The following is a 22655-nucleotide window of genomic DNA, read 5'->3' as shown; positions in this document are numbered from 1 at the left end:
CCGCCTGCCTCATCCTGGGCGTTTGCGCTCGCTTTCTGGTTCCACGTGGATGGTGACGGCAAGCCCAGGGAAACCTTCCTCCAAAGCCTTTTCCAGCTCATCGCAGAGGCGATGGGCTTCCTCCACGGTCATGGACCCCGGCACCACCAGGTGAAACTCCAAAAAGGCCCGGTTTCCCGCCTTGCGGGTTTTGAGGTCGTGGACCTCGAGGGCCCTCCCCCCTAGGGCCTTTGCGATGGTTTCCCGGATTCGCGCCACCTCTTCTGTGGGAAGTCCCTCGTCCATAAGCCCCCCCACGGACTGGCGCACCAGGCGGAAGCCCATGAGGAGGATGTTCCCCGCCACCAAAAGGGCCAGCAAAGGATCCAGCATCCATAACCCCGTGGCCCAGGCAAAGCTTACCCCGGCGAGAACCCCCACGGAGGTGAGCGCGTCGGAAAGCACATGGTACCCATCGGCGGTGAGGGCAGGGGACCGGAGGACCTTACCCAGGCGGATGAGATGCCAGGCCAGAAGGCCGTTGGTCAGGGAGGCCAGGAGGCTGACCAAGAGCCCCGGTCCCAGGCCCAGAAGAGGCCGGGGATCGAGGAGGCGGGGCAGGGCTTCTTGGGCGATTAGGAGGGCCGCCGCCACCACCAAGACTCCCTCCACCACCGCAGAGAAATACTCGGCCTTGGTGTGGCCGAAGGGGTGGGTTTCGTCGGGGGGGCGTTGGGCGAAGCGGATGGCGAAGAGGGCCAAAAGCGCCGCGGCCACGTTCACCGTGGACTCGAGGGCGTCGGAGAGCAGGGCCACCGAACCGGTGAGGAGGTAGGCCAAGGCCTTTAACCCCAGGACCCACAGGGCCACCAGGAGGCTGAGGCGGGCGGCCTTCTCCGCCATCTAGGCCTTTTCCTCCACGGGCTCCCGCTTGGGTTTGAGCAAGGGGAAGAGGAGGACGTCCCTCAAGGAGGGCTGGTCGGTGAGGATCATGGCCAGGCGGTCCAGGCCGAGGCCAAGCCCTGCCGCCGGGGGCATGCCGTACTCCAGGGCCAACAGAAAGTCCTCGTCGGGCTCGGGGGCCTCCTCGTCCCCTTCCCGCCTGCGCCTGGCCTGCTCCAAAAAGCGTTCCCTCTGGTCCAGGGGGTCGTTGAGCTCGGAGTAGGCGGGGGCGAGTTCCATCCCGCCCGCATAGAGGTCCCAGCGCTCCGTGAGCCCGGGCTTTTCCCGGTGCCGCTTGGCCAGGGGGCTGATGGCCAGGGGGAAGTCGAAGACGAAGGTGGGGTTTTGGAGTTCAGGCTCCACGTAGATGCTAAAAAGCTTGTCCAGGAGCTTGTAACTGGGAACCTGGGCGAGCTCGGGGTGGTGGGCGTCGGCGAAGATCCGAAGCCTTTCCAGGTCTAGGGGGTCAAAGGGCAGGCCAGCCTTTTCCTTCAAAGCCTCCACGAAGGAGATGCGTTTAAAGGGCGGGGTGAAGTCCAGCACCCGCCCCTGGTAGGGGACTTGGTAGCTGCCGAAGAGGTGGAGGACCAGGCCGGAAAGGAGTTCCTCCACCAGCTGGGCCATATCCTGGTAGTCCGCGTAGGCCCAGTAGGCTTCCAGCATGGTGAACTCAGGGTTGTGGTTGTGGTCGATGCCCTCGTTGCGGAAGTTGCGGCCAATCTCAAAGACTTTTTCAAAGCCGCCCACCAGGAGGCGCTTCAGGTGAAGTTCCAGGGAGATCCTTAGGTAGAACTCGTGGTCCAGGGCGTTGTGGTAGGTCTTGAAGGGCCTGGCCTCCGCTCCGCCGGTGGTGGCCTGAAGAATGGGGGTTTCCACCTCCAAAAACCCCCGTTCCTCAAAGAAGCGGCGGATGTAGCGCACCATGGCGGTGCGCCGCCGAAAGACCTCCCGCACCTCCGGGTTGACGATGAGGTCCAGGTAGCGCTGCCGGTAGCGCACCTCCTTGTCCTTGATCCCGTGCCACTTGTCGGGGAGGGGATGGAGGCTTTTCACCAGGGGGGTCCAGGAGAGGACCTTCACCGTGACCTCCCCGGTCTTGGTGGTGAAGACCGTGCCCTTGACCCCCAGGATGTCCCCCACGTCCAGCTTCTTCAAGAGCTCGTAGCTTGGGGTGAGGTCCTTTTGGAAATAGAGCTGGATCTTCCCGCTTTCGTCCAGGAGGTGGGCGAAGGTGACCTTCCCCATGCGCCTTAAGGCCACGATGCGCCCGGCCAGGGCCACCTCCTCCTCCCACTCCCTTTCCGGGGGAGCCCCCTCCTTGGCGGATAGGATTTCCTTTGCGCTGTGGGTCTTGGGATACCGATAGGGGTAGGGTTGAAACCCCGCCTCCACCAGGGCTTCTAGGTTGAGTAGGCGTTGCCGCGTCTGTTCGTTCATGTTTAGCCGCGCACCGAGACCACCCGGAACTCCTTTTTGCCCTTGGGGGTTTCCAGGCTGAGCACATCCCCCTCCCTATGCCCCAGGAGGGCTTTGCCCATGGGGGAGGCGTCGGAGATCTTCATGGGGGTTTCCAGGACGCTGGCCTCGGCAGGGGAGACCACCTGCACCTCCAGGCGCTCCCCGGTGACCGGGTCTTCCAGCTCCACCACTGAGCCCAGGCCGATGACCTCGGTGGCAGCCTCCTCGATGATCACCGCCCGGGAGAGGATGTCCTCGAGGCTGTCGATCCGGGCCTCGATGCGGGCCTTTTCCTGTTTGGCCGCCTCCAGCCCCGAATCGTCGTAGTCGTCAGAGGACTCCATGAGCTCCTGCAGGATGCGGGTAGCTTCTTGCAGGCGTTCCCTTTCCTGCAGAAGTTGCTGCATGAGCCGCTCGTAACCGGCTTTGGTTAGCTTCACCTCGCGCGCCATAGTTCACCTCGTAAGTCATGAAGGTCGGCCAAAGCCGACCTCCTTGGCCCAAGGGCCTCCTTCTCAGGTGAGTATACCGCGGAGGAGGATTTCCCTCAAACGCTCGGGCTCCGCGTGGCTGGCGCAGGAGCCCGTGTCCAGGCAGAGGACCAGGTAGCGGAGGTGGGTTTCCCTTCCCCCCACCGGGTGGCGGAAGAAGCCCAAGGCGCTTCCCGAAAGATGGCGGTGGCAGGCCTCGCACACCTGAGGGCTTCCCAGGGTTCCGGGCAGGGGTTCCAGGGTCAGGCGGAGCTCGGGGGGCCCCTTTTCCTGGATGATCACCCGGCCTTCCTCGTCGCGATAATAAAGAATCTCCCCAATGGGGAGAAGTTCTGGGGGAGTGCCTGGAAAGATCTCCAGGATCATCTCCCTTTCCTCATGGTCCATAGGACTAGCTTAGCCCAAAACGCCCCAGGAGGGGGGGCAGGAAGAGGTAGAAGCCTAGGAGGAGGGCGAAGAAGCTCGCCAAAAGCACCGCCGCCGCCGCCGTGTCCTTGGCCCGCTTGACCAGGGGGTGGAAGACGGGGCTCACCAGGTCCGCCAGGGCCTCGAGGGCGGTGTTCATGAGTTCCAAGGAAAGCACCAGGGCGCTAACGAGCAACACCGGCACCGGATTGACCTCCAGCCAAAGGGCAAGCCCGAGGGCCAGAAAGGCCAAGTAGGCCTCCAGACGGAAGTTGCGCTGCACCCGCCAGGCGTAGAGGATCCCCTCCCAGGCATAGCCCAGGGAGCGCCAAACGCCCTTTAGAGGGCGAGGATCCTCTCTTGGACGCGGCGGAAGCCCTCCCAATCCTCCTCCCGTTGGTGGTCGTGGCCGAGGAGATGCCATAGCCCGTGGGCCGCCAGGACAAGCACCTCCTCCTCGAGGCCCACCCCCCGCGCCTCGGCTTGGCGCTTGGCCGTGTCCAGGCTGATCCAGATGTCCCCCAGGTGGGGGGGGACGAAGGGATCCCCGGGTTCATAGTGGGGAAAGGAGAGGACATCCGTGGCCTCGCTCTCCCCCCACCACGCCCGCTTGAGCGCCCGGATCCTGCGGTCCCCGGTGAGGATGACCGTGACCGCCTTGTCCCCCACGCCCAGTTCCTCCATCAGGGTGGAAAGAGCCCGGCGGAGCCTAGGGATGAGGCCGCGGGGCGGACGCTTATTGGCTACGATCGCCACCACGTTCCGCTTCCTCGTAGGCCTTGATGATGCGGGCCACCAGGGGGTGGCGCACCACGTCGGACTCCTTGAAGTAGATGAAGGCGATGCCCTCAATGCCCTTGAGGATGCGGATGGCCTCCACCAGCCCCGACTTCTGGTGCTTGGGCAGGTCGATCTGGGTGATATCCCCGGTGATGACCATCTTGGAGGAGAAGCCCATGCGGGTGAGGAACATCTTCATCTGCTCCGGGGTGGTGTTTTGCGCCTCGTCCAAGATGATAAAGGCATCGTTCAGAGTGCGGCCCCGCATGAAGGCCAGGGGGGCCACCTCAATGATCCCGGACTGGAGGTACTGCTCAAAGCGCTCGGCGTCGATCATGTCAAAGAGGGCATCGTAGAGGGGGCGGAGGTAGGGGTCCACCTTGGCCTGGATGTCCCCGGGCAGAAACCCCAGCTTCTCCCCCGCCTCCACCGCCGGCCGGGTGAGGACGATGCGCTTAACCCTCTTGGCCCGAAGGTGGCTCACCGCCATGGCCACCGCCAAATAGGTCTTGCCGGTTCCCGCAGGGCCCACCCCGAAGGTAACGTCATGGTGGGCGATGGCCTCCACGTACCGCCTCTGCCCCGGGGTTTTGGGCCTAAGGCGGCCCGGTAGCGCCAGCTCGGTTTCCGGGGTGGTGGCCTGGTACAGGCCCTCCCCTTGTAAGGCCAGGGCCACGGACTGTTCCAGGGTGGGCGGGTCCAGCTCCGCTCCTTGCCTGAGGAGGGCCAAAAGGTCCCGCACGGCCCGCTCGGCCACTTCTACCGCTTCCTGGTCACCCTCCAGTTCCACCTGGTTACCCCGCGTGATGAGCTTGAGCCGATCGCCGAAGGCCTCCCGGAAAAGGGAGCGGAGCTTCTTCAGGTTGCGGTCCGCCTGGCCCAAGAAGGCCAGGGTTTCCTCGGGTTTTAGCGGGATTACCAGCCTTTGGGCCTCTTCAGGATTTCGTGCCATATCACCCCTTTCAGGATGCTCTCACCGTCTGTGGCCAACAGCTTTCTTTTGGGAGCCCTTTGGGGCTCCTCTTCCGGGCTTGGGGTTGCGCGGAAGCTGACCTCCAAGGGGGTTCGCTCCGGGCTGGGGTAGCGCTCCAAGGAGGCCGCCTCGGTGGGTTGGGAGGGAGGGGGGGTAGGCCGGGGTTTCGGCTTGGGTCGGGCCTTGGGCTTGGGGCGGGGTAGGGGCTCCGGTAAGGGCAGGTCCTCGGGAAATCCCGGGGGGGTGGGGGGAGGCTGGCCCCGGCGGCTTAGGCCCTGCAGGGCGGGGATGACGATGAAGAAGAGTAGGAAAAGGAGGCCCAGGAGGTCGTCTAGGCTCATTCCTCACCCTCGGGCTTGGCCGCCCGGCTGATGGACTCCCGCATCTCGGTGTCGGCCTCGATGTTCTTCAGGCGGTAGTAGTCCATGACCCCAAGCTTTCCCGCGCGCAAGGCTTCCGCCAGGGCCAGGGGCACCTGGGCCTGGGCTTCCACCAGCTTGGCCCGCATGGCCTCCACCAGGGCCCGGTTCTCCTGCTCCGCGGCCACCGCCATGGCCCGGCGCTCCTCCGCCTTGGCCTGGGCGATCTTCTTGTCGGCCTCCGCCTGGTCGATCTGGAGCTGGGCCCCGATGTTCTTGCCCACGTCCACGTCCGCAATGTCCACCGAAAGGATCTCAAAAGCCGTGCCCGCGTCCAGGCCCTTTTCCAGCACGGTCTTGCTGATGCGGTCGGGGTTTTCCAGGACCTCCTTGTGGGAGAGGGCGGAGCCGATGGTGGTCACGATGCCTTCCCCCACCCGGGCGATGATGGTCTCCTCCCCGGCCCCGCCCACCAGGCGGTCGATGTTGGCCCTCACCGTTACCCGGGCGGTGGCGAGAAGCTGGATTCCGTCCTTGGCCACCGCGGCCACCATGGGGGTCTGGATCACCTTGGGGTTCACCGAGACCCGCACCGCCTCCAGCACATCCCGCCCCGCCAGGTCGATGGCCGCGGCCCGATCAAAGGTGAGCTTGATGCCCGCCTTGTCGGCGGCGATCAAGGCGTCCACCACCCGGTCCACATTGCCCCCCGCCAGGTAGTGGGCCTCGAGGCGGTCCAGGCGCACGTCCAGCCCCGCCTTGGTGGCCTTGATGAGGGGGTAGATGATCTTGGCGGGGGGAACCCGCCTTAGGCGCATGGCCACCAGGGTGATGAGGGGCACCCTGACCCCTGCGGCCCAGGCGGAGATCCAGAGGCCTACGGGGATGAAGCTGAAGAAGAGAAAAACGAGGACAAGAACAACAAAAGCCAGAAAGAGCACGCCAAGTCCTTCCATATCATTCCTCCAAGGCTTCCACCACCACCGTGGGTCCCCTGACCTCCACCACCCTTAAGGTGGTGCCCTTGGGCAGGAAACCCCGGTTGGCCACCACATCGATGCGCTTGTTGCCGAAGCGGGCCACCCCCCCGGGTCTCAGGTCGGTGAGGGCCACGCCGATGGCGCCCACCTCCACCTCGTCCCCGGTGGCGTGTTCCGCGATGGTGCTTTCCAGCACCAAGGCCCTTGCTGGCCGGGTCCTGGGTAGGAAGCGAAAGACCATGAAAAGGCCAAGGCCCAGGGCGATCACCGCGATGGCGATGACCATCAGGGCGTTCTCCCCGAAGGTGAAGTACACGGAGGCCAATATGGATCCCACGCCCAAGGCCCCAGCGATGCCAAACCCAGGGAAGAGGAAGGCCTCGGCCAGGAGGAGGGCCACCCCCAGGAAGAAGAGGACGAGCTCGAAGGCCCCGGAAAGCCCGGCAAGCCACCCCCCGGCAAAGTAAAGGGCCAAAAAGGCCAGGCCCAAGGCCCCCATCACCCCAAAGCCCGGGGTGAAGAGCTCGAGAAGGAGAAGAAGAAGCCCAAGGGCCAGGAGAAGCCCCGCCACGGTGGAGCTGGTGAGGAAGCGGGCCACCTGCACCCGGGGGCCGGGCTCCAGCCTTTCCGTCTCCAGGGCGTAGCCCGCCTGGCGCAGGGCCTCCGCCAGGCTTCCCGCCTTAAAGTCCGCCACCTTCAGCTCCACCGCCTTGTCGGCGGAAAGGGTAAGGGGCTCCCCCTTGGCGGAGAGGCCGGGGATTTCCAGGTTGGGGTCCACCATGGCCTCGGCCAGCTCCACCGGCCTGCCCCGGGCTTCCGCCACGGCGCGGAACTTGCCCTTAAGGGCGGAGATGATCTTCTGGTCCGCCGCCTGGGGCTGTTGTAGGGGCAGGGCCACCACCGGCAGGGCGGCCCCGATTTCCGAGCCCGGGAGCATGGCCATCTGGCGGCAGGAAAGGGCGATCAGGGCGCCGGCGGAAAAGGCGTTCTGCACCACGGCCAGGGTGGGAAGGGGGGTTTGCAGGATGCGGTCGGAGATGCGGATGGCGGCGTCCACCCGGCCCCCTGGGGTGTCGATGAGGAAGACCACACCGCTCGCCCCTTCCCGTTCGGCGCGGGTCAGGGCCTGCTCCACAAAGACGGCCAAGGCGGGGTCGATCTCCCCCTGGATGGGGACGAGGTAGGTTTTCCCCAGGGCCAGGGAGAGCAGGAAGCATAGGGCAAGGAGCCTTTTCACCGTCCTCATTCTATAGGGCTTTGGCGGGGGAGTGTGGTGGGGTTATCCTAAAGTCCGTGCTACGCCTAGCGGTGTTGGGCCACCCCATAGCCCACTCCCTCTCCCCGGCTATGCACCGGTACGCCCTGGGCTCCCTGGGCCTCAAGGGGAGCTACGAAGCCTGGGAAACCCCCCTCGAGGCCCTGAAGGACCGCCTGGAGGAGGTGCGCCAGGGGTACCGGGGCGTGAACCTGACCATCCCCCTTAAGGAAGCGGCCCTGCCGTTTTTGGATTGGATCTCCCCGAAAGCCCAGGCCATCGGGGCGGTGAACACGGTGCTTTCCGTGGAGGGGAGGCTTTTCGGCTTTAACACCGACGCCCCCGGGTTCCTCGAGGCCCTCCAAGCAGGCGGCATCCCCCTGGAAGGCCCCGCCTTGGTCCTGGGGGCGGGGGGAGCGGGCCGGGCGGTGGCCTGGGCCCTGAAGGAGGCGGGGCTGGAGGTCTGGGTGTGGAACCGCACCCCCGCTCGGGCGGAGGCCCTGGCGGAGGCGTTTGGCCTGAAGGCCGTGTCCCTGGAGCGAGCAAAGGAGGCCCGGCTCCTGGTGAACGCCACCAGTGTGGGGTTGAAGGATCCAGGGGCCACGCCTTTGCCCCCGGAGTTCCTTCCGGCGGAGGGGGCGGCGGTGGACCTGGTCTACCGCCCCCTTTGGACCCGGTTCCTACGGGAGGCCCAGGCGCGGGGGCTCAAGGTGCAGACCGGGCTTCCCATGCTGGCCTGGCAGGGGGCTTTGGCCTTCCGCATCTGGACGGGCCTTCTCCCCGACCCTAGGGGCATGGAGGAGGCGGCTCGCCAGGCCTTGGAGGGAGAGTGAATGGCCTACACCCTGGCAGCCCCGGTGGTTCACGAGGAGATCATTCAGAAAAGCCGCTTCCTCGCCAAGGCGGCCCCGGTGGCCTCGGAGGAGGAAGCCTTGGCCTTTTTGGCGGCCCAGCGGGAGCCGGAGGCCACCCACAACTGCTACGCCTACAAGATCGGTTCTCTTTATCGCTTTTCCGACGACGGCGAACCCACGGGCACAGCGGGCAAGCCCATCCTGCATGCCATCGAGGCGGGGGGACTGGACCGGGTGGTGGTCCTGGTGGTGCGCTACTTCGGGGGGGTGAAGCTGGGGGCCGGGGGCCTGGTGCGGGCCTACGGAGGGGTGGCGGCGGAGGCGTTGCGGCGGGCTCCCAAGGTGCCCTTGGTGGACCTTGTGGAGGTGCGCTTCCGGGTGCCCTTCGCCGAAGTGGGCCGGGTCCACGGCCTCTTGCGCGCCCGCGGCCTTGCGGCGGAGGAAACCTACCTGCCCGAGGGGGTGGCTTTCGCCCTACGTCTTCCAGAAGAGGAGAAGGAGGCTTTTCTTAGGGCCCTTGGGGACCAGACCCGGGGCCAGGCCCAGGTGGAGGGGTGAGCCCTTACCATGGAGGCGATGCTGCCCCTCTTCGAACCCAAAGGCCGCCTCCTTCTGGTGGATGGCCACCACCTGGCCTACCGCACCTTCTTCGCCCTGAAGGGCCTCACCACCAGCCGCGGTGAGCCCGTGCAGGCGGTATACGGCTTCGCCAAGAGCCTCCTCAAGGCCCTGAAGGAGGACGGGGATGCGGTGATTGTGGTCTTTGACGCCAAGGCCCCTTCCTTCCGCCACGAGGCCTACGAGGGGTACAAGGCGGGCCGGGCCCCCACCCCGGAGGACTTTCCCCGGCAGCTGGCCCTTATCAAGGAACTGGTGGACCTTTTGGGCCTCACCCGGCTGGAGGTGCCGGGTTTTGAGGCGGACGACGTCCTGGCCACCCTGGCCAAGAAGGCAGAGCGGGAAGGGTACGAGGTGCGCATCCTCACCGCGGACCGGGACCTCTACCAGCTTCTTTCGGACCGAATCTCCATCCTTCACCCGGAGGGATACCTGATCACCCCGGAGTGGTTTTGGGAGAAGTATGGGCTTAAGCCTTCCCAGTGGGTGGACTACCGGGCCTTGGCCGGGGATCCTTCCGACAACATCCCCGGCGTGAAGGGCATTGGGGAGAAGACGGCGGCCAAGCTCATCCGGGAGTGGGGAAGCCTGGAGAACTTGCTGAAGCATCTGGAGGAGGTAAAGCCCGCCTCCGTTCGGGAGAAAATCCTCAGCCACATGGAAGACCTCCAGCTATCCCGGGAGCTTTCCCGGGTGCGCACGGATCTCTCCCTGGAGGTGGACTTTGCCCGGAAGCGGGAGCCCGACCGGGAAGGGCTTCGGGCCTTTTTGGAGCGCCTTGAGTTCGGAAGCCTCCTCCACGAGTTCGGCCTCCTGGAAAGCCCGGTGGCGGCCGAGGAGGCCCCTTGGCCGCCCCCAGAAGGGGCCTTCGTGGGCTTTGTCCTCTCCCGTCCCGAGCCCATGTGGGCCGACCTCCTGGCCCTGGCGGGGGCCCAGGGGAGCCGGGTCTTCCGGGCGGGGGACCCCTTGGCGGGCCTAAGGGACCTCAAGGAGGTGCGGGGGCTTCTGGCCAAGGACCTTGCCGTCTTGGCCCAGCGGGAGGGGCTGGACCTCCTCCCGGGGGACGACCCCATGCTCCTCGCCTACCTCCTGGACCCTTCTAACACCGCCCCAGAGGGGGTGGCCCGGCGCTACGGGGGGGAGTGGACCGAGGAGGCGGGGGAAAGGGCGTTGCTTTCCGAAAGGCTTTACGCCGTCCTCCTGGAGCGGCTTAAAGGGGAGGAGCGGCTTCTTTGGCTCTACGAGGAGGTGGAACGGCCCCTCTCCCGGGTGCTGGCCCGGATGGAGGCCACCGGGGTGCGCCTGGACGTGGCCTACTTGAAGGCCCTTGCCCTCGAGGTGGAGGCGGAGATGAAGCGCCTCGAGGAGGAGGTCTTCCGCCTGGCAGGGCACCCTTTCAACCTGAACTCCCGCGACCAGCTGGAAAGGGTCCTCTTTGACGAGCTGGGGCTTCCCGCCATCGGCAAGACGGAGAAGACGGGCAAGCGCTCCACCAGCGCTGCGGTGTTGGAGGCCCTGCGGGAGGTCCACCCCATCGTGGACCGCATCCTGCAGTACCGGGAGCTTTCCAAGCTCAAGGGCACCTACATCGACCCTCTGCCCGCCCTGGTCCATCCCAAGACGGGCCGGCTCCACACCCGCTTCAACCAGACGGCCACGGCCACGGGGAGGCTTAGTAGCTCCGACCCCAACCTGCAAAACATCCCCGTGCGCACCCCCTTGGGCCAGCGAATCCGCCGGGCCTTCGTGGCCGAGGAGGGCTGGGTCCTGGTGGCCTTGGACTATAGCCAAATCGAGCTCCGGGTCCTGGCCCACCTCTCCGGGGACGAGAACCTCATCCGGGTCTTCCAGGAGGGGCAGGACATCCACACCCAGACCGCAAGCTGGATGTTTTCCGTGCCCCCGGAGGCCGTGGACCCCCTCATGCGCCGGGCGGCCAAGACCATCAACTTCGGGGTCCTCTACGGCATGTCCGCCCACCGGCTTTCCGCAGAGCTTGCCATCCCCTACGAGGAGGCGGTGGCCTTCATCGAGCGCTACTTCCAGAGCTACCCCAAGGTGCGGGCCTGGATTGAGAAAACCCTAAAGGAGGGGCGGGAGCGGGGCTATGTGGAAACCCTCTTCGGCCGCAGGCGCTACGTGCCGGATCTGGCTTCCCGGGTGAAGAGCGTGCGGGAGGCCGCCGAGCGCATGGCCTTCAACATGCCGGTGCAGGGCACCGCCGCCGACCTGATGAAGCTGGCCATGGTGCGGCTCTTTCCCAGGCTTGGGGAGCTGGGAGCCAGAATGCTTTTGCAGGTGCACGACGAGCTGGTCCTCGAGGCGCCTAAGGACCGGGCGGAGGCCGTGGCCGCCCTGGCCAAGGAGGTGATGGAAGGGGTCTGGCCCCTGGCCGTGCCCTTGGAGGTGGAGGTGGGCATCGGGGAGGACTGGCTTTCCGCCAAGGCCTAGGCTTTTCCTGTGGCCCCTTGGCGGGGAAGGCCATCAGAGGCGGTACACCTCCTCCGGGTCCAGCTCCAGGTCCAGGCAGGGCAACCGCAGCCGACCCCGTTCCTCCACGAGGCCCTCCGCCGTTTTCCGGTAGAGGGTCAGGGAAGGGCGGCGGCTGTCCACCATAAGGTAACCCTTGAGGCCGGGCAGACCCAGGTAGGCGGTGCGCTTCTCCCGGGCATCGATGCTGGCGGTTTTGGGGGAAAGCACCTCCACCACCAGGCAAGCATCTTCCAGGTACATGGCCTCCAGGTCCACAGGATGGCACACCACGGTCAGGTCCGGGTAGTACACCCGGTTCCCCACTTTGAGGCGCATGTCCGAGGGGAAAACCCGGCAGGGTTTGCCCTCCGCGCCTCGTCGCAGGAGGTAGAGGAGGTTGCTCACCAGGAGGTTGTGCCGGGCGTTGGCCCCAGCCAAGGCGTAGGCAACGCCTTCCACGAACTCGTGTTTGCGTGGGGAGCGGGCTTCCCGCTCCAGGTAGGCCTCGAGGCTCAGGAGCTTAGGAGCCGTTCCCATGCTTCCAGAATACCAGGCAGGGGCGTATAGTCTTCCCCATGAGGCGCTACTTCGGCACCGACGGGGTGCGGGGGGAGGCGGGGAAGCCCCCCCTCACCCCGGAGTTCGTCTTGAGGCTCGGCCAGGCGGCGGGGGCCTACTTCCGGGCCCATAGCCCCAAGCCCGTGGTCCTCCTGGCCAAGGACACCCGCGAGTCCTCCGACCTCCTGGAGGCGGCTTTGGCCGCGGGGCTCCTGAGCCAGGGGGTTAGGGTGGAGCACCTAGGGGTTCTGCCTACCCCGGGGGTGGCCTACCTGACCCGGCACCTTAAGGCCACCGCCGGGGCCATGATCTCCGCCAGCCACAACCCTTACCAGGACAACGGCATCAAGTTCTTCGGGCCCGAGGGGGAGAAGCTTCCCGACGAGGCGGAGGAGGAGATCGAGGCCCTTTTGGAGGAGGAGCATCCCACCCGGGGCATCGGCACCGTGGGGGACTTCCGGGAGGCGGAGAGGATGTACCTGGATTTCCTTCTGACCCACGCCCCCGACCTCAGCGGGCTCAAGGTGGGCCTGGACCTGGCCCACGGGGCCACCTACCGCATAGGCCCAAGGCTTTTCCAGCGGGCGGGGGCCGAGGTGATGGCCTTCTTCAACACCCCAGACGGCAGGAACATCAACAGGGGGTGCGGCTCCACCCACCCGGAAGCCCTGAGCCGCTTCGTGGTGGAGCTGGGGTTGGACCTGGGGATTGCCTTTGACGGCGATGGGGACCGGGTGCAGTTCATTGACCGCAAGGGGCGGCTTTTCCACGGGGACCACATCCTCTACCTCACCGCCTTGGCCTTTGGGGAGGAGGGGGTGGTGGGCACGGTGATGAGCAACATGGGGCTGGAGGTGGCCCTAAAGGAGCGGGGCCTGGCCTTCCACCGCGCTCAGGTGGGGGACCGCTACGTGCTGGAGACGCTGAAGGCGAAGGGGCTTCACCTGGGCGGGGAGCCCTCGGGGCACGTGATCTTCCTTAGGCACCACACCACGGGGGATGGCCTCCTCACCGCCCTCCTCACCCTAAAGGCCCTGAAGGCTTTGGGGGGGGACCTGGCCGACTGGTACGAAGCCCTGCCCATGTACCCTCAGGTGCTCCTGAACGTGCGGGTGGAGGACAAGGCCAAGGTGATGGGGCACCCTCGGCTGAGGGAGGCGGTGCAGGAGGCGGAGAGGCGGTTTGGGGGGCGGGGCCGGGTGAACGTGCGCCCCTCGGGGACCGAGCCCGTGGTGCGGGTCATGGTGGAGGCCAAGGAGGGGGCAGAGGCTGTGGCGAGGGAGCTTGCCGACCTGGTCGCCGCCTTGGACCGGGAGTAAGCTTTAGGCGTGAGCTACGGGAAGGCCCACCTGGAGGAGAGGCTCCTGCGCGCCCTGGCGGAGGCCATTGGGGAGCTGGAAGACCCCAGGCTTTTCCTCCTCACCGTGGAGGGGGTGCGCCTTTCCCCGGATGGCCGGGTGCTCACGGTGTACGTGGAGGCCTTTCAGGACGAGGAAAAGGCCCTTTCGGCCCTGCGCCATGCCGAGGGCCGGCTCCTTGGGGCCCTTGCCCGGCGGGTGCGGATGCGCCACCTACCCAGGCTGGAGTTCCTGCCATGGAGAGCCTGACTCGCATCAAGGTCCGCTACGCGGAGACCGACCAGATGGGGGTGGTCCACCACTCCGTCTATGCGGTGTATCTGGAGGCCGCCCGGGTGGACTTCCTGGAAAGGGCGGGCCTGCCCTACCCCCAGGTGGAGGCCCGGGGGGTGTATTTCCCGGTGGTGGAGCTTGGACTCACCTTCCGCGCCCCCGCCCGCTTCGGGGAGGAGGTGCTGGTGCGGACCCGCCTGGCCGGGCTTTCCCGGCGGGACCTCACCTTCCGCTACCGAGTGGAGCGGGACGGGATCCTTTTGGCCGAGGGCTTCACCCGCCACCTTTGCCAGGTGGGGGAGAGGGCCGGGCGCATTCCCGAGGACATCTACCAAACCTTGAGTGTGCTACACTTAGGGTAGCCTTGTGGTCATGAACCCCGATCCCTTTACCCTCTTTGAGCGCCACATCAATCCCGGCTTGGCAGGGTTGCTTCGCTTCACTGGCCTGGACCGCATCGAGTCCCACGCGGAGGGCCCTTATGTGTGGGACACCACGGGCAAACGCTACCTGGACTTCTTGGGCCTGTACGGCACCCTGAACCTGGGCCACCGCCACCCCAAGGTGGTGGAGGCGGTGAAGCGGCAGCTTGAGCGCATGCCCATGTCCGTGCGGGTGCTGGTGTCCGAGCCCACGGCCAGGCTTGCCGCCAAGCTGGCGGAGATTACGCCCGAAGGCCTGGAGATGGTCTTCTTCGGCAACTCCGGGGCCGAGGCGGTGGAGGCGGCCATCAAGCTGGCCCGGGCCTACACGGGCAAGCCCGGCATCGTGACCACCCAGGGGGGTTTCCACGGCAAGACCATGGGGGCCCTTTCCCTCACCCCCAAGCCCGAGTACCAGGACCCCGCCAGGCCCCTCCTGCCCGGGGTGAAGGCGGTGCCCTACGGGGACCTGAAAGCCTTGGAAGCGGCCATAGATGAGGAGACGGCTGCAGTGATCGTGGAGCCCATCCAGGGGGAAGGCGGCATCCGCGTGCCCCCGGATGGGTACTTGCGGGGCGTGCGGGAGATCACCCGGGAAAAGGGCGTCCTCATGATCGCCGACGAGGTGCAGACCGGCCTCGGGCGCACTGGCAGGCTCTTCGGGGTGGACTGGGAGGGGGTGGCCCCCGACCTCATGACCCTGGCCAAGGCCCTGGGAGGCGGGGTGATGCCCATCGGGGCCTGCGTGGGGCGGAAGGAGGTCTTTGAGGTCTTCAAGGCCAATCCCCTCTTCCACTCCTCCACCTTCGGGGGGAACCCCCTAGCGGCGGCGGCGGCCTTGGCGGCTATAGAGGTCACCCTGGAGGAGAACCTGCCGCAAAGGGCCCTGGAGGTGGGGGGCTACCTCATGGAGGGGCTAAAGGCCCTCAAGGCCCAGTACCCCCACCTGATTGAGGACGTGCGGGGCCGGGGGCTGATGTTGGGCGTGGAGTTCACCGACGCCGACATCGGGGCCTTGGTGGTGGCGGAGCTGGCCGAGAGGGGGGTGATCACCGCTTTCGGCCTCAACAACCCCAAGGTGGTGCGCCTCGAGCCCCCCCTCATCATCCGCAAGGAGCACGTGGACGAGGCCCTTTCGGCCTTCTCGGAAAGCCTGAAGGCCACGGAGAAGGCCTTGGAGGGCCTCCTGGGTTAGAATGCGGGAAACCTTACTGGAGTTTTTCAAAAAGACGGGCAGGCCCCACCGCCTGGAGGAAATCCTGAGCCGGTTTGGCCTGGAGAAGCGGGAGGCCAAGGCGTACCTGCGGGGCCTGGTGCGGGAGGGCCTTCTGGAGAAAAAGGGAAGCCAGTACTTCCTCCCCGCCCGGGTGCAGGGGCCCATCAGCCTCCACCGGGACGGGTACGGCTTCGTGCGCCTCCCCGAGAAGGACCTCTTCATCCCACCCGGCTACACCAAAGACGCTTGGCCCGAGGACCTGGTGGAAGCCCGCCTCATGCCCCCCGGGCGGGACGGGAAGCCCTGGGGGGTGGTGGAGCGGGTTTTGAAGCGGGCCCGGGAGCGGGTGGTGGGCACCCTGGACTTCCGCAGGGGCTACGCTGTCCTCCTTCCCGATGAGCCGGGGCTTCCGGAGCTTAGGCTTCTTCCTGAGGGGCTCCACGGCCTCAAGCGCGGAAGCCGGATCGTGGTGAAGGTGCACTATGACCGGCGCCCTTATGGGGAGTTTTTGGAGTACCTGGGGGAGGGGGACGCCCCCGAGACGGAAACCGAGGCGGTCATCGCCAAGTACGGCCTGAGGGCCGAGTTTCCCGAGGAGGTCTTAAAGGAGGCGGAGGCCATTCCCCTGGAGATCCCTGAGGCCGAGCTCAGAAGGCGGGAGGACTTCCGCTCCTTGCGGGTCTTCACCATCGACGGGGTGGACGCCAAGGACTTTGACGACGCCATCCACGTGGAGCGCCTGCCCCAGGGGTACCGCCTCGGGGTACACATCGCCGACGTCTCCCACTACGTGAAAGAGGGTAGCGCCTTGGACCAGGAGGCCCTCTTAAGGGGCACCAGCGTCTACCTGCCGGGAAGGGTCTTGCCCATGCTCCCGGAAAGGCTTTCCAACGGGGTCTGCTCCCTGAAGCCCCATGAGGACCGGCTGGTCCTCTCCGTCCTGGTGGACCTGGACGAGAACCTGGAGGTGAAGCGGGTGCGCTTCGCCGAGGGGGTCATAAGGAGCGTGGCCCGGTTGACTTACACGGAGGTGGAGGCCTTTGCTGAGGGGTACGGCCTTCCCGAGGAGCACGCCTTTTTGGCGGAGGACCTGAGGCTCCTCCTGGACCTGACGGGGAGGCTGAGGCAAAAGCGCCTGCAGGCGGGCTCCTTGGACTTCAGCTTCCCCGAGGTGAAGGTGGAGGTGGAAGACGGCACCCTCCACCTCATCCCCCAGGAGGAGCCCAGGGCGAGGGGCCTCATCGAGGAGCTCATGCTCCTGGCCAACCGGCTGGTGGCTGAGTACCTGGTCAAGAAGGGGCTTCCCGGGCTCTTTCGGGTACACGAGGAGCCCTTGGAGGAAGCCTACGGGAAGCTCCGCACGGCCTTGGCCCGGCTGGGGTATACCCTGCCGGAGAAGCTTTCCTCCAAGGCCCTGCAACGGGTTCTCCTCGAGGCCAAGGGCCGCCCGGAGGAGCCCGTGGTGGCCAACCTGGTCCTGCGCTCGTTGCGTTTGGCCCGGTACGCTGCGGAGAACCTCGGGCATTTCGGGTTGGCCATGGAGCACTACCTGCACTTCACCAGCCCCATCCGCCGCTACCCGGACCTGGCGGTGCACCGGGTGCTGAAGGCGGTGCTGCGGCGTACCCTCACCCCGGCCAAGAAGGCCCGCTGGCAGGAGACCTTCCCCGCCATGGCCGAGCACGCCTCGGAGATGGAAAGGAAGGCGGAGGCCGCCGAGCGGGAGCTCACCAAGTACTACATGGCCAAGTGGGCCGAGCTCCATCTGGGGGAGCGCTTTTTGGGCAAGGTGACGGGGGTGGCCAGCTTCGGGGCCTTCGTGATGCTGAGAAACGGGGTGGAGGGGCTGGTGCGCCTCGAGGCCCTGGGCCCCTACACCTACAGCGAGGAGGCCCTGGCCCTCCTGGGCCCTAAGGGCAAAAGGATCCGCCTGGGGGACGAGATGGAGGTGGTGATCGCCGCCGCCAACCCCAGGCTCCGGCAGATCGATCTCCTACCCTACCGGGAGGAGGAAAAGAAGGAAGCTTCCAGGAGAAAAACCCTGGTGCAGAAGGGAAAGGCAAAGGAGGAGGAGATGCGCAAGGTGGTAGGACCGCCTAAGGATACAAGCCGCGACAGCCGGCCCGAGCGGGCCACGGTGAACACCGTTTACTTCGGCGAGTGGGCTCCTAGGGAGGAGAAGGCCGGGATGCACCGCCCGGTGGACACCAGGGCCAAGAGGCGGCGTAGGCGCCGCTGATACCACCCCACGGGGACGAAGTCCCCGTGGGGGCCCCGGTGAAAGGGTATGATGCCGCCCCACCCTGGCTTCGCCAGGGACCCGGCAAAGCCCTTCGGCCCTAAGTGTCCCGTCGTGGCTTGCGCCACGCCGGGGGCCCCCAAAAAGGCCATGAGCAAGCCGCTTTGGCTTTGGCCGGTGGGGCAACCTTTGCGTGCGGGTACTTAGCCTTGGGTGGCCGTGGGGTACGATTCGGGGAGAAAGGGCATGGGGCCCCATCGCCTGGGGTTTAGCCGGGAAGGGTGGGGAAGACCAGGGTGCCCGCCCCCACCGCCGAGAGGGTGGGGGCCTCGAGGTCCAGGCGGTAGGCCAGGACCTGGCCCTTCCTGCCGGTGAGGAGGGGGATGAGGCTCGCCACCACCTCCACGGCGTCCACGCGGGTGGGATTCCCTCCCAAAAAGGCCAAGGCGGCCTCGGGCTCCCCTTGGGCCAGCCTTTCCAGGAAGCCCAGGTCCCGCTTTCTGGCCTCCTCCGCCAGGGGGCGGGAAAAGGGCTTGTCGCCAAAACGGGGCCCCACGTGGGAGAGGTCCACCGCCAGCACCAAGAGGCCTGGGAAGTCCTTGAGAACCACCTTTAGGGCCTCCCCCAGCTCGGGGCTTCGCCGCCCCACCAGGAGGGGCAGCACCTTGGCCTGGGGAAAGGCCCTTTTCAAGAAGAAGAGGGGAAGCTCCAGGCTGTGCTCCTCCCGGAAGGCCAGGGGGGTGTTGAAGAGCTCATAGGGAAGGAGGGCGTCCAGGGCCTGGAGGGCTTCCAGGTCGGGCTCCGCCGGGCCGAAGGGGGTGTGGAAGGGAACGGGCAAGGCAGCGGCCCTCTCCTTCAAGGGGCGGTGGGCCACCCCCACCAGGTAGACCCGCTCCGGCTCAGGGATGCCTTCCAAGGTAGCCAGGGCCGCCCCGTAGGCCTCGGGTACCCGGCTTGGCTCCAGATGAGGAAGTAGGAGGATGGAGGGGCTCCCTTGGGGCCTCGGCCCCGGGAAGCTGGCCCGGAAGGCCTCCCAAAAGGCGCGGGCCTCTTCCTCCCCCTCGGGGTAGGAGAGGCCCGCCAGGCGCATGGGCCGCTCCTTCCTGAGCCTTTCCTCTTCCTCCTTTAGGCGCCTTTCCACCCCCTCCGTGAGGAGGAGGCCCGCCTCCTCCAAGGCCTTCAGGAGGTCTTCCAGCTCCTTCCGGGGCACCAGGATCCCGTGGGCTTTGAAGACCTCCTCCTGCACCTCCTCCAGGGTTTTTCCCTCCATGAGGGAGAGGAGGAAAAGCCCCCCTTCCGTGAGGGCCAGGGGTTTCCCGAAGACCCCGTAAGGGTCACTGAGGAGGAACCCCCCTTCCACCGGGGTGATCTGTGGTTCACGAAGACGGATCCTGCCCTCCACCCTTCCAATATAGGAGAAGGGCCTTGGCCTCCTCGGGGCTTCGCACCCGTCCTTCCGCCTGGGCCTCGAGGAGGAAGGCCAAGGCCCGCCCCACCTCCGGCCCTGGCCTCAAGCCCAGGAGGGCCATCACCTCTTCTCCGGAAAGGAAGGGCCGCTCGGGGAGCGGCTCTCGGGTGGCCTCCTGAAAGTTCCTGAGCACTTCCCAGGCCTCCCCCTCCACCCCCCGGGTGCCCAAGCGGTCTGCCGCCATGAGGTAGGGGAGGGCGGGAAGGAGATCCTTGCGGCGGAAATAGAAGCGGCGGAGGGCCCCTTTCCCTTCCGGAGGGCGGTCCATGTGGCGGCGCACCAGGGCCTTGGCCCCCTCCGCCACCTCCTTGGGGAAGCGGAGCCAGAGGAGGCTCGCTTCCGCCACCTCCGCCCCCACCTCGGCGTGGCCCAGGAAGCGGTAGCGCCCCACCTCGGGGTCATAGCGGCGGGTCAGGGGCTTGCCCACGTCGTGGTAGAGGGCGGCGAGGCGTGCGGTGAGGGGGGCTTCCGGCCAGAGCCAGGCGAGGTGGAAGAGGACGGAGAGGGTGTGTCGCCAGGCGTCCAGGTGGTGCACCCCGCCCTGCTCCAGACCCACCAGGGGGCGGAGCTCGGGGAGGTAGACGTCCAAAAGACTCGTGCGCTCCATCAGGTGAAGGCCCCAAGCTGCCCTTGGGGAGAGGAGGAGCCGGCTCAGTTCCTCCTTCACTCGTTCCCGGGCGGGAAGGGCCTCGAGGTGGGCCTGGAGGAAGCGGGCATGGCGGGAAAGGGCGTTTCGGGTTTCCCCGGGCAAGCCCAGGCCCAAGCTGGCGGCCAGGCGCACCGCCCGCAGGCTTCGCAGGTGGTCTTGGTAGAGGTTCTCCTCCCGAACCGGGACCAAGACCTTGCGCCTGAGGTCTTCCTCCGCCCCCCTTAGGCCTAGGATCCGTCCCCCTTTCCAGGCCAGGGCGTTTAGGCGGAAGTCCCGCCTGAGGAGGTCTTCCTCCAGGCTCCCCTCCAGGGGGGAGAAGTCCAGGACCAGGGTGCCGGATACGAGGCGGTACTGGCCCCGCGTGGCATCCAAGGGGAAGAGGGTACCCCCCAGACGGCCTTGGGCTTCCTCCGCCGCCTTCAAGGGGTCCAAGGCGGCGAAGTCCAGGTCCCAGGGCCTTCGTCCCAGAAGGAGGTCCCGTAACGCACCCCCCACGGGAATGGCCCCCTTGGGGGTATAAAAGGGAAAGTCCCTATGGGCGATCGGGCGGAGCACCCCATCATTATCGGCATCACCGGGAACATCGGAAGCGGCAAGAGCACGGTGGCTGCTCTCCTAAGGTCCTGGGGCTACCCCGTCTTGGATCTGGATGAGCTGGCGGCACGGGCCAGGGAGAACAAGAAGGCGGAGCTTAAGCGGGTTTTCCCGGAGGCCTTCGCGGGCGGGGAGCTGGACCGCAGGGTGCTGGCCCAGCTGGTTTTTTCCGACCCGGAAAGGCTTAAGGCCCTCGAGGACCTCCTCCACCCCGAGGTGCGGAGGCTTTTGGCCGAGGAGCTGGCCCGCATAAAAGCTCCCTTGATTTTCCTGGAAATCCCCCTGCTTTTTGAGAAGGGGTGGGAGGCCCGCCTGGATGGAACCCTTTTGGTGGCGGCGCCTGTGGAGGAGCGGGTGAGGCGGGTGGTGGCCCGCTCCGGACTTTCGCGGGAGGAGGTCTTGGCCCGGGAAAGGGCCCAGATGCCTGAGGAGGAGAAAAGGAAGCGGGCCACCTGGGTTTTGGAGAACCAAGGAGGGCTTAAGGAGCTGGAGGAGGGACTGAGGGGAATCCTGGCCCGGATCCAGGAGCGTTTTGGGCTAAGCTAGAGGACATGCGGGTGGCCTTGGTATCGGGGGCGAGCCGGGGGATTGGGGAGGCCATCGCCCGGCTTCTGCACGCTAAAGGGTACAGGGTAGGGCTCTTTGCCCGGGATGGGGGAAGGCTCGAGGCCTTGGCCTCGGAGCTGGGGGAGGGGGCCTTGGCCTTGCCCGGGGACGTGCGCTCGTTTGCGGACTGGCAGAAGGCGGTGGCGAGCCTCTTGCAGGCTTACGGCCAGCTGGACCTCCTGGTCAACAACGCCGGGATTGGCGTGATGAAGCCCGTGGCCGAGCTCAGCGAGGAGGAGTTCCGCCAGGTTTTGGAGGTGAACCTGGTGGGGCCCTTTTTGGGCCTCAAGGCGGCTTTGCCAGCCCTCTTGGCCTCGAGGGGGGTGGTGGTGAACATCGGGAGCCTTGCGGGCAAGAACGCCTTCAAGGGCGGGGCGGCCTACAACGCCAGCAAGTTCGGGCTTTTGGGCCTCATGGGGGCGGCCATGCTGGAGCTAAGGGAGGCGGGCATTCGGGTGGTGAACGTCCTGCCGGGCTCGGTGGACACGGGTTTTGCCGGCAACACCCCGGGAGCCTCCTGGAAGCTTTCCCCTCTTGATGTGGCCCAGGCGGTGCTTTTCGCAGCGGAGATGCCGGAAAGGGCTATGGTGAGCGAGATTGAGCTCCGCCCCACCCAGACCGCCCCCAAGGGGGGCTAAGCTAAGGCCATGGCCTTGCCCAAGAAGCTTCAGGAGGCCCTGGACCTGATTCGGGCCATGCCCAAGGAGCTCAAGGCCCAGGTGCTTCTGGAATACGCCAAAAAGGTGCCCACCCCCCCTCCTGGGGTGGAGCTGGAACGGGTTCATGAATGCCAGACCCCCTTCTTCCTGAGGGCGGAGGTGGAGGGGGGAAGGGTTAGGCTTTACTTCTTCATCCCCGATGAAGCTCCCACGGTGAAGGCCTTTGCAGGGCTTCTGAAGGAGGGCCTCGAGGGGGAGTCCCCTGAGGCGGTGCTTTCCGTGCCCCCCACCTTCTACCAAGGAGCAGGGCTAGAGGAACTCCTCACCCCCTTACGGCTAAGGGGCCTCGAGGCGGCCCTCTTGCGGCTCCAAGGCCAGGTGCAAAGGGCTCTTTCCTAGGCCTATGTTCGTAGCCCTTCTCCTTGGGTACTTCCTGGGAAGCTTGCCCATCGCCTACTGGTTTGGAGCCCTTCGGGGAAGGAACCTCCTCCAGGAGGGATCGGGCAACCCCGGGGCCTTGAACGCCTACCGGGTGCTGGGGCCGGTGCCGGGTTTCATGGTTCTCCTCCTGGACTTCTTCAAGGGAATCCTGGCGGTGGCCCTTGGGGAGGGAATGGGGGGAAGCCCTCTGGGTGGCCTTGCCGGGGGTGTGGGGGCGGTGTGGGGGCATTCCTTTTCCCCCTGGCTCCTCTTCCAGGGAGGTAAGGGCTTGGCTGCGGGGGCCGGGGTGCTCTTTGCCGTAGATCCTCGGCTTCTCTTCCTTTCCCTCCTGCTTTTCGCTACCCTTTTCGCCCTTTTCCGAAGGCCCTACCGTGTGGCTCTGGCCGTGGCCTTGGCCCAGCCCTTCTTGGCTAGCTTCCTGCATCCGGCTCCCGCTTACCTCCTTTTCGGGCTGGGGCTTGGCCTTCCCGTGGCCTTACGCCACCTCAAGGACTGGCACCGCTAGTTAAGTACCCCGTCGTGGCTTGCGCCACCACGGGGGCCCCAAAGAGGCCATGAGCCCGCCACTTCGACTTTGGCCGGTGGGGCAACCTTTGCGTGCGGGTA

At 66.4% G+C, this 22655-nt stretch carries 25 protein-coding genes; 12 read left to right on the top strand and 13 right to left on the bottom strand.

Going from position 1 to position 22655, the window contains the following annotated elements:
- Positions 1-9: 9 nt before the first annotated feature.
- The 10 genes from L1087_RS00845 to L1087_RS00800 all read right to left on the bottom strand — a co-directional run bounded on the left by L1087_RS00845 (position 10) and on the right by L1087_RS00800 (position 7613).
- Entirely contained in the window at positions 10-882 is an 873-nt protein-coding gene (locus tag L1087_RS00845) for a cation diffusion facilitator family transporter (RefSeq protein ID WP_234557195.1), read from the bottom strand.
- Positions 883-2358: a lysine--tRNA ligase gene (gene lysS / locus L1087_RS00840; protein ID WP_135259479.1), complete on the bottom strand. Its 1476-nt coding sequence runs from the start codon at positions 2356-2358 to the stop codon at positions 883-885. It abuts the gene before it with no gap.
- Positions 2359-2360: 2 nt separating this feature from the next.
- Positions 2361-2831, bottom strand: coding sequence for a GreA/GreB family elongation factor (locus L1087_RS00835; protein WP_135259480.1), 471 nt, complete (start codon positions 2829-2831; stop codon positions 2361-2363).
- A gap of 63 nt (positions 2832-2894) precedes the next feature.
- Positions 2895-3257, bottom strand: a complete 363-nt coding sequence (locus L1087_RS00830) for a hypothetical protein (protein WP_038042765.1) — start codon at positions 3255-3257, stop codon at positions 2895-2897.
- A 4-nt stretch (positions 3258-3261) separates the two neighbouring features.
- A complete protein-coding gene (locus L1087_RS00825) occupies positions 3262-3660 on the bottom strand; it encodes a diacylglycerol kinase (protein ID WP_135259482.1) in 399 nt (132 codons plus the stop codon).
- Complete coding sequence (gene ybeY / locus L1087_RS00820) at positions 3615-4034, bottom strand: rRNA maturation RNase YbeY (protein WP_038042761.1); 420 nt, start codon at positions 4032-4034, stop codon at positions 3615-3617. The genes L1087_RS00825 and ybeY overlap by 46 nt, the downstream gene beginning before the upstream one ends.
- A complete protein-coding gene (locus tag L1087_RS00815) occupies positions 4012-5007 on the bottom strand; it encodes a PhoH family protein (RefSeq protein WP_038042760.1) in 996 nt (331 codons plus the stop codon). The genes ybeY and L1087_RS00815 overlap by 23 nt, the downstream gene beginning before the upstream one ends.
- Positions 4971-5369, bottom strand: coding sequence for a hypothetical protein (locus tag L1087_RS00810; RefSeq protein ID WP_038042758.1), 399 nt, complete (start codon positions 5367-5369; stop codon positions 4971-4973). The genes L1087_RS00815 and L1087_RS00810 overlap by 37 nt, the downstream gene beginning before the upstream one ends.
- Positions 5366-6343 carry a flotillin-like protein FloA gene (gene floA / locus L1087_RS00805; protein WP_234554925.1) on the bottom strand — a complete coding sequence of 326 codons (978 nt, stop codon included), beginning with the start codon at positions 6341-6343 and terminating at the stop codon, positions 5366-5368. The genes L1087_RS00810 and floA overlap by 4 nt, the downstream gene beginning before the upstream one ends.
- Position 6344: 1 nt before the next feature.
- Complete coding sequence (locus L1087_RS00800) at positions 6345-7613, bottom strand: NfeD family protein (RefSeq protein WP_234557193.1); 1269 nt, start codon at positions 7611-7613, stop codon at positions 6345-6347.
- 47 nt (positions 7614-7660) lie between these two features.
- Here L1087_RS00800 and aroE point away from each other — a divergent pair, with 47 nt between their 5' ends.
- From aroE to polA, 3 genes are read left to right on the top strand one after another with little or no spacing between them, the layout of a single operon-like run.
- Positions 7661-8455 (top strand): shikimate dehydrogenase, encoded by a 795-nt coding sequence (gene aroE / locus L1087_RS00795; protein WP_234557191.1) that lies wholly within the window; start codon positions 7661-7663, stop codon positions 8453-8455.
- Entirely contained in the window at positions 8456-9034 is a 579-nt protein-coding gene (locus tag L1087_RS00790) for an IMPACT family protein (protein ID WP_038042750.1), read from the top strand.
- Positions 9035-9043: 9 nt separating this feature from the next.
- Positions 9044-11545, top strand: a complete 2502-nt coding sequence (gene polA, locus L1087_RS00785) for a DNA polymerase I (RefSeq protein WP_234557189.1) — start codon at positions 9044-9046, stop codon at positions 11543-11545.
- 33 nt (positions 11546-11578) lie between these two features.
- On the opposite strand, the gene L1087_RS00780 is transcribed toward polA, so the two are convergent.
- Positions 11579-12103, bottom strand: coding sequence for a Uma2 family endonuclease (locus L1087_RS00780; RefSeq protein ID WP_038042747.1), 525 nt, complete (start codon positions 12101-12103; stop codon positions 11579-11581).
- 38 nt (positions 12104-12141) lie between these two features.
- Here L1087_RS00780 and glmM point away from each other — a divergent pair, with 38 nt between their 5' ends.
- The 5 genes from glmM to rnr are packed head-to-tail and all read left to right on the top strand — an operon-like array spanning position 12142 to position 17632.
- Entirely contained in the window at positions 12142-13443 is a 1302-nt protein-coding gene (glmM, locus tag L1087_RS00775; protein WP_234557187.1) for a phosphoglucosamine mutase, read from the top strand.
- Between the two features lie 9 nt (positions 13444-13452).
- Positions 13453-13731: a ribosome-binding factor A gene (locus tag L1087_RS00770; RefSeq protein ID WP_038046166.1), complete on the top strand. Its 279-nt coding sequence runs from the start codon at positions 13453-13455 to the stop codon at positions 13729-13731.
- A complete protein-coding gene (locus L1087_RS00765; RefSeq protein ID WP_135259491.1) occupies positions 13719-14117 on the top strand; it encodes an acyl-CoA thioesterase in 399 nt (132 codons plus the stop codon). The genes L1087_RS00770 and L1087_RS00765 overlap by 13 nt, the downstream gene beginning before the upstream one ends.
- A 10-nt stretch (positions 14118-14127) precedes the next feature.
- Positions 14128-15372: an aspartate aminotransferase family protein gene (locus L1087_RS00760; protein WP_234557186.1), complete on the top strand. Its 1245-nt coding sequence runs from the start codon at positions 14128-14130 to the stop codon at positions 15370-15372.
- A gap of 1 nt (position 15373) precedes the next feature.
- A complete protein-coding gene (gene rnr, locus L1087_RS00755; protein WP_234557185.1) occupies positions 15374-17632 on the top strand; it encodes a ribonuclease R in 2259 nt (752 codons plus the stop codon).
- Between the two features lie 268 nt (positions 17633-17900).
- Here the strand turns inward: rnr and amrB are convergent, their stop codons facing one another.
- Both amrB and L1087_RS00745 read right to left on the bottom strand, forming a co-directional pair.
- Complete coding sequence (amrB, locus tag L1087_RS00750) at positions 17901-19034, bottom strand: AmmeMemoRadiSam system protein B (protein WP_234557184.1); 1134 nt, start codon at positions 19032-19034, stop codon at positions 17901-17903.
- Entirely contained in the window at positions 19009-20304 is a 1296-nt protein-coding gene (locus L1087_RS00745) for an HDIG domain-containing metalloprotein (protein ID WP_234557183.1), read from the bottom strand. The genes amrB and L1087_RS00745 overlap by 26 nt, the downstream gene beginning before the upstream one ends.
- Here L1087_RS00745 and coaE point away from each other — a divergent pair.
- The 4 genes from coaE to L1087_RS00725 are packed head-to-tail and all read left to right on the top strand — an operon-like array spanning position 20284 to position 22554.
- Entirely contained in the window at positions 20284-20889 is a 606-nt protein-coding gene (coaE, locus tag L1087_RS00740; RefSeq protein WP_234554393.1) for a dephospho-CoA kinase, read from the top strand. The two genes, L1087_RS00745 and coaE, sit on opposite strands and share 21 nt — an antisense overlap.
- 5 nt (positions 20890-20894) lie before the next feature.
- Positions 20895-21587, top strand: coding sequence for an SDR family oxidoreductase (locus L1087_RS00735; protein WP_234557182.1), 693 nt, complete (start codon positions 20895-20897; stop codon positions 21585-21587).
- Between the two features lie 9 nt (positions 21588-21596).
- Entirely contained in the window at positions 21597-22007 is a 411-nt protein-coding gene (locus L1087_RS00730; RefSeq protein ID WP_234557181.1) for a SufE family protein, read from the top strand.
- Between the two features lie 4 nt (positions 22008-22011).
- Positions 22012-22554 carry a glycerol-3-phosphate acyltransferase gene (locus L1087_RS00725; RefSeq protein ID WP_038042728.1) on the top strand — a complete coding sequence of 181 codons (543 nt, stop codon included), beginning with the start codon at positions 22012-22014 and terminating at the stop codon, positions 22552-22554.
- Positions 22555-22655 lie beyond the last annotated feature (101 nt).

Source organism: Thermus tengchongensis (assembly GCF_021462405.1).
Classification (GTDB): domain Bacteria; phylum Deinococcota; class Deinococci; order Deinococcales; family Thermaceae; genus Thermus; species Thermus tengchongensis.
Note: the sequence above shows the minus strand (reverse complement) of the source record. Positions and strands in the feature narration are given on the sequence as shown.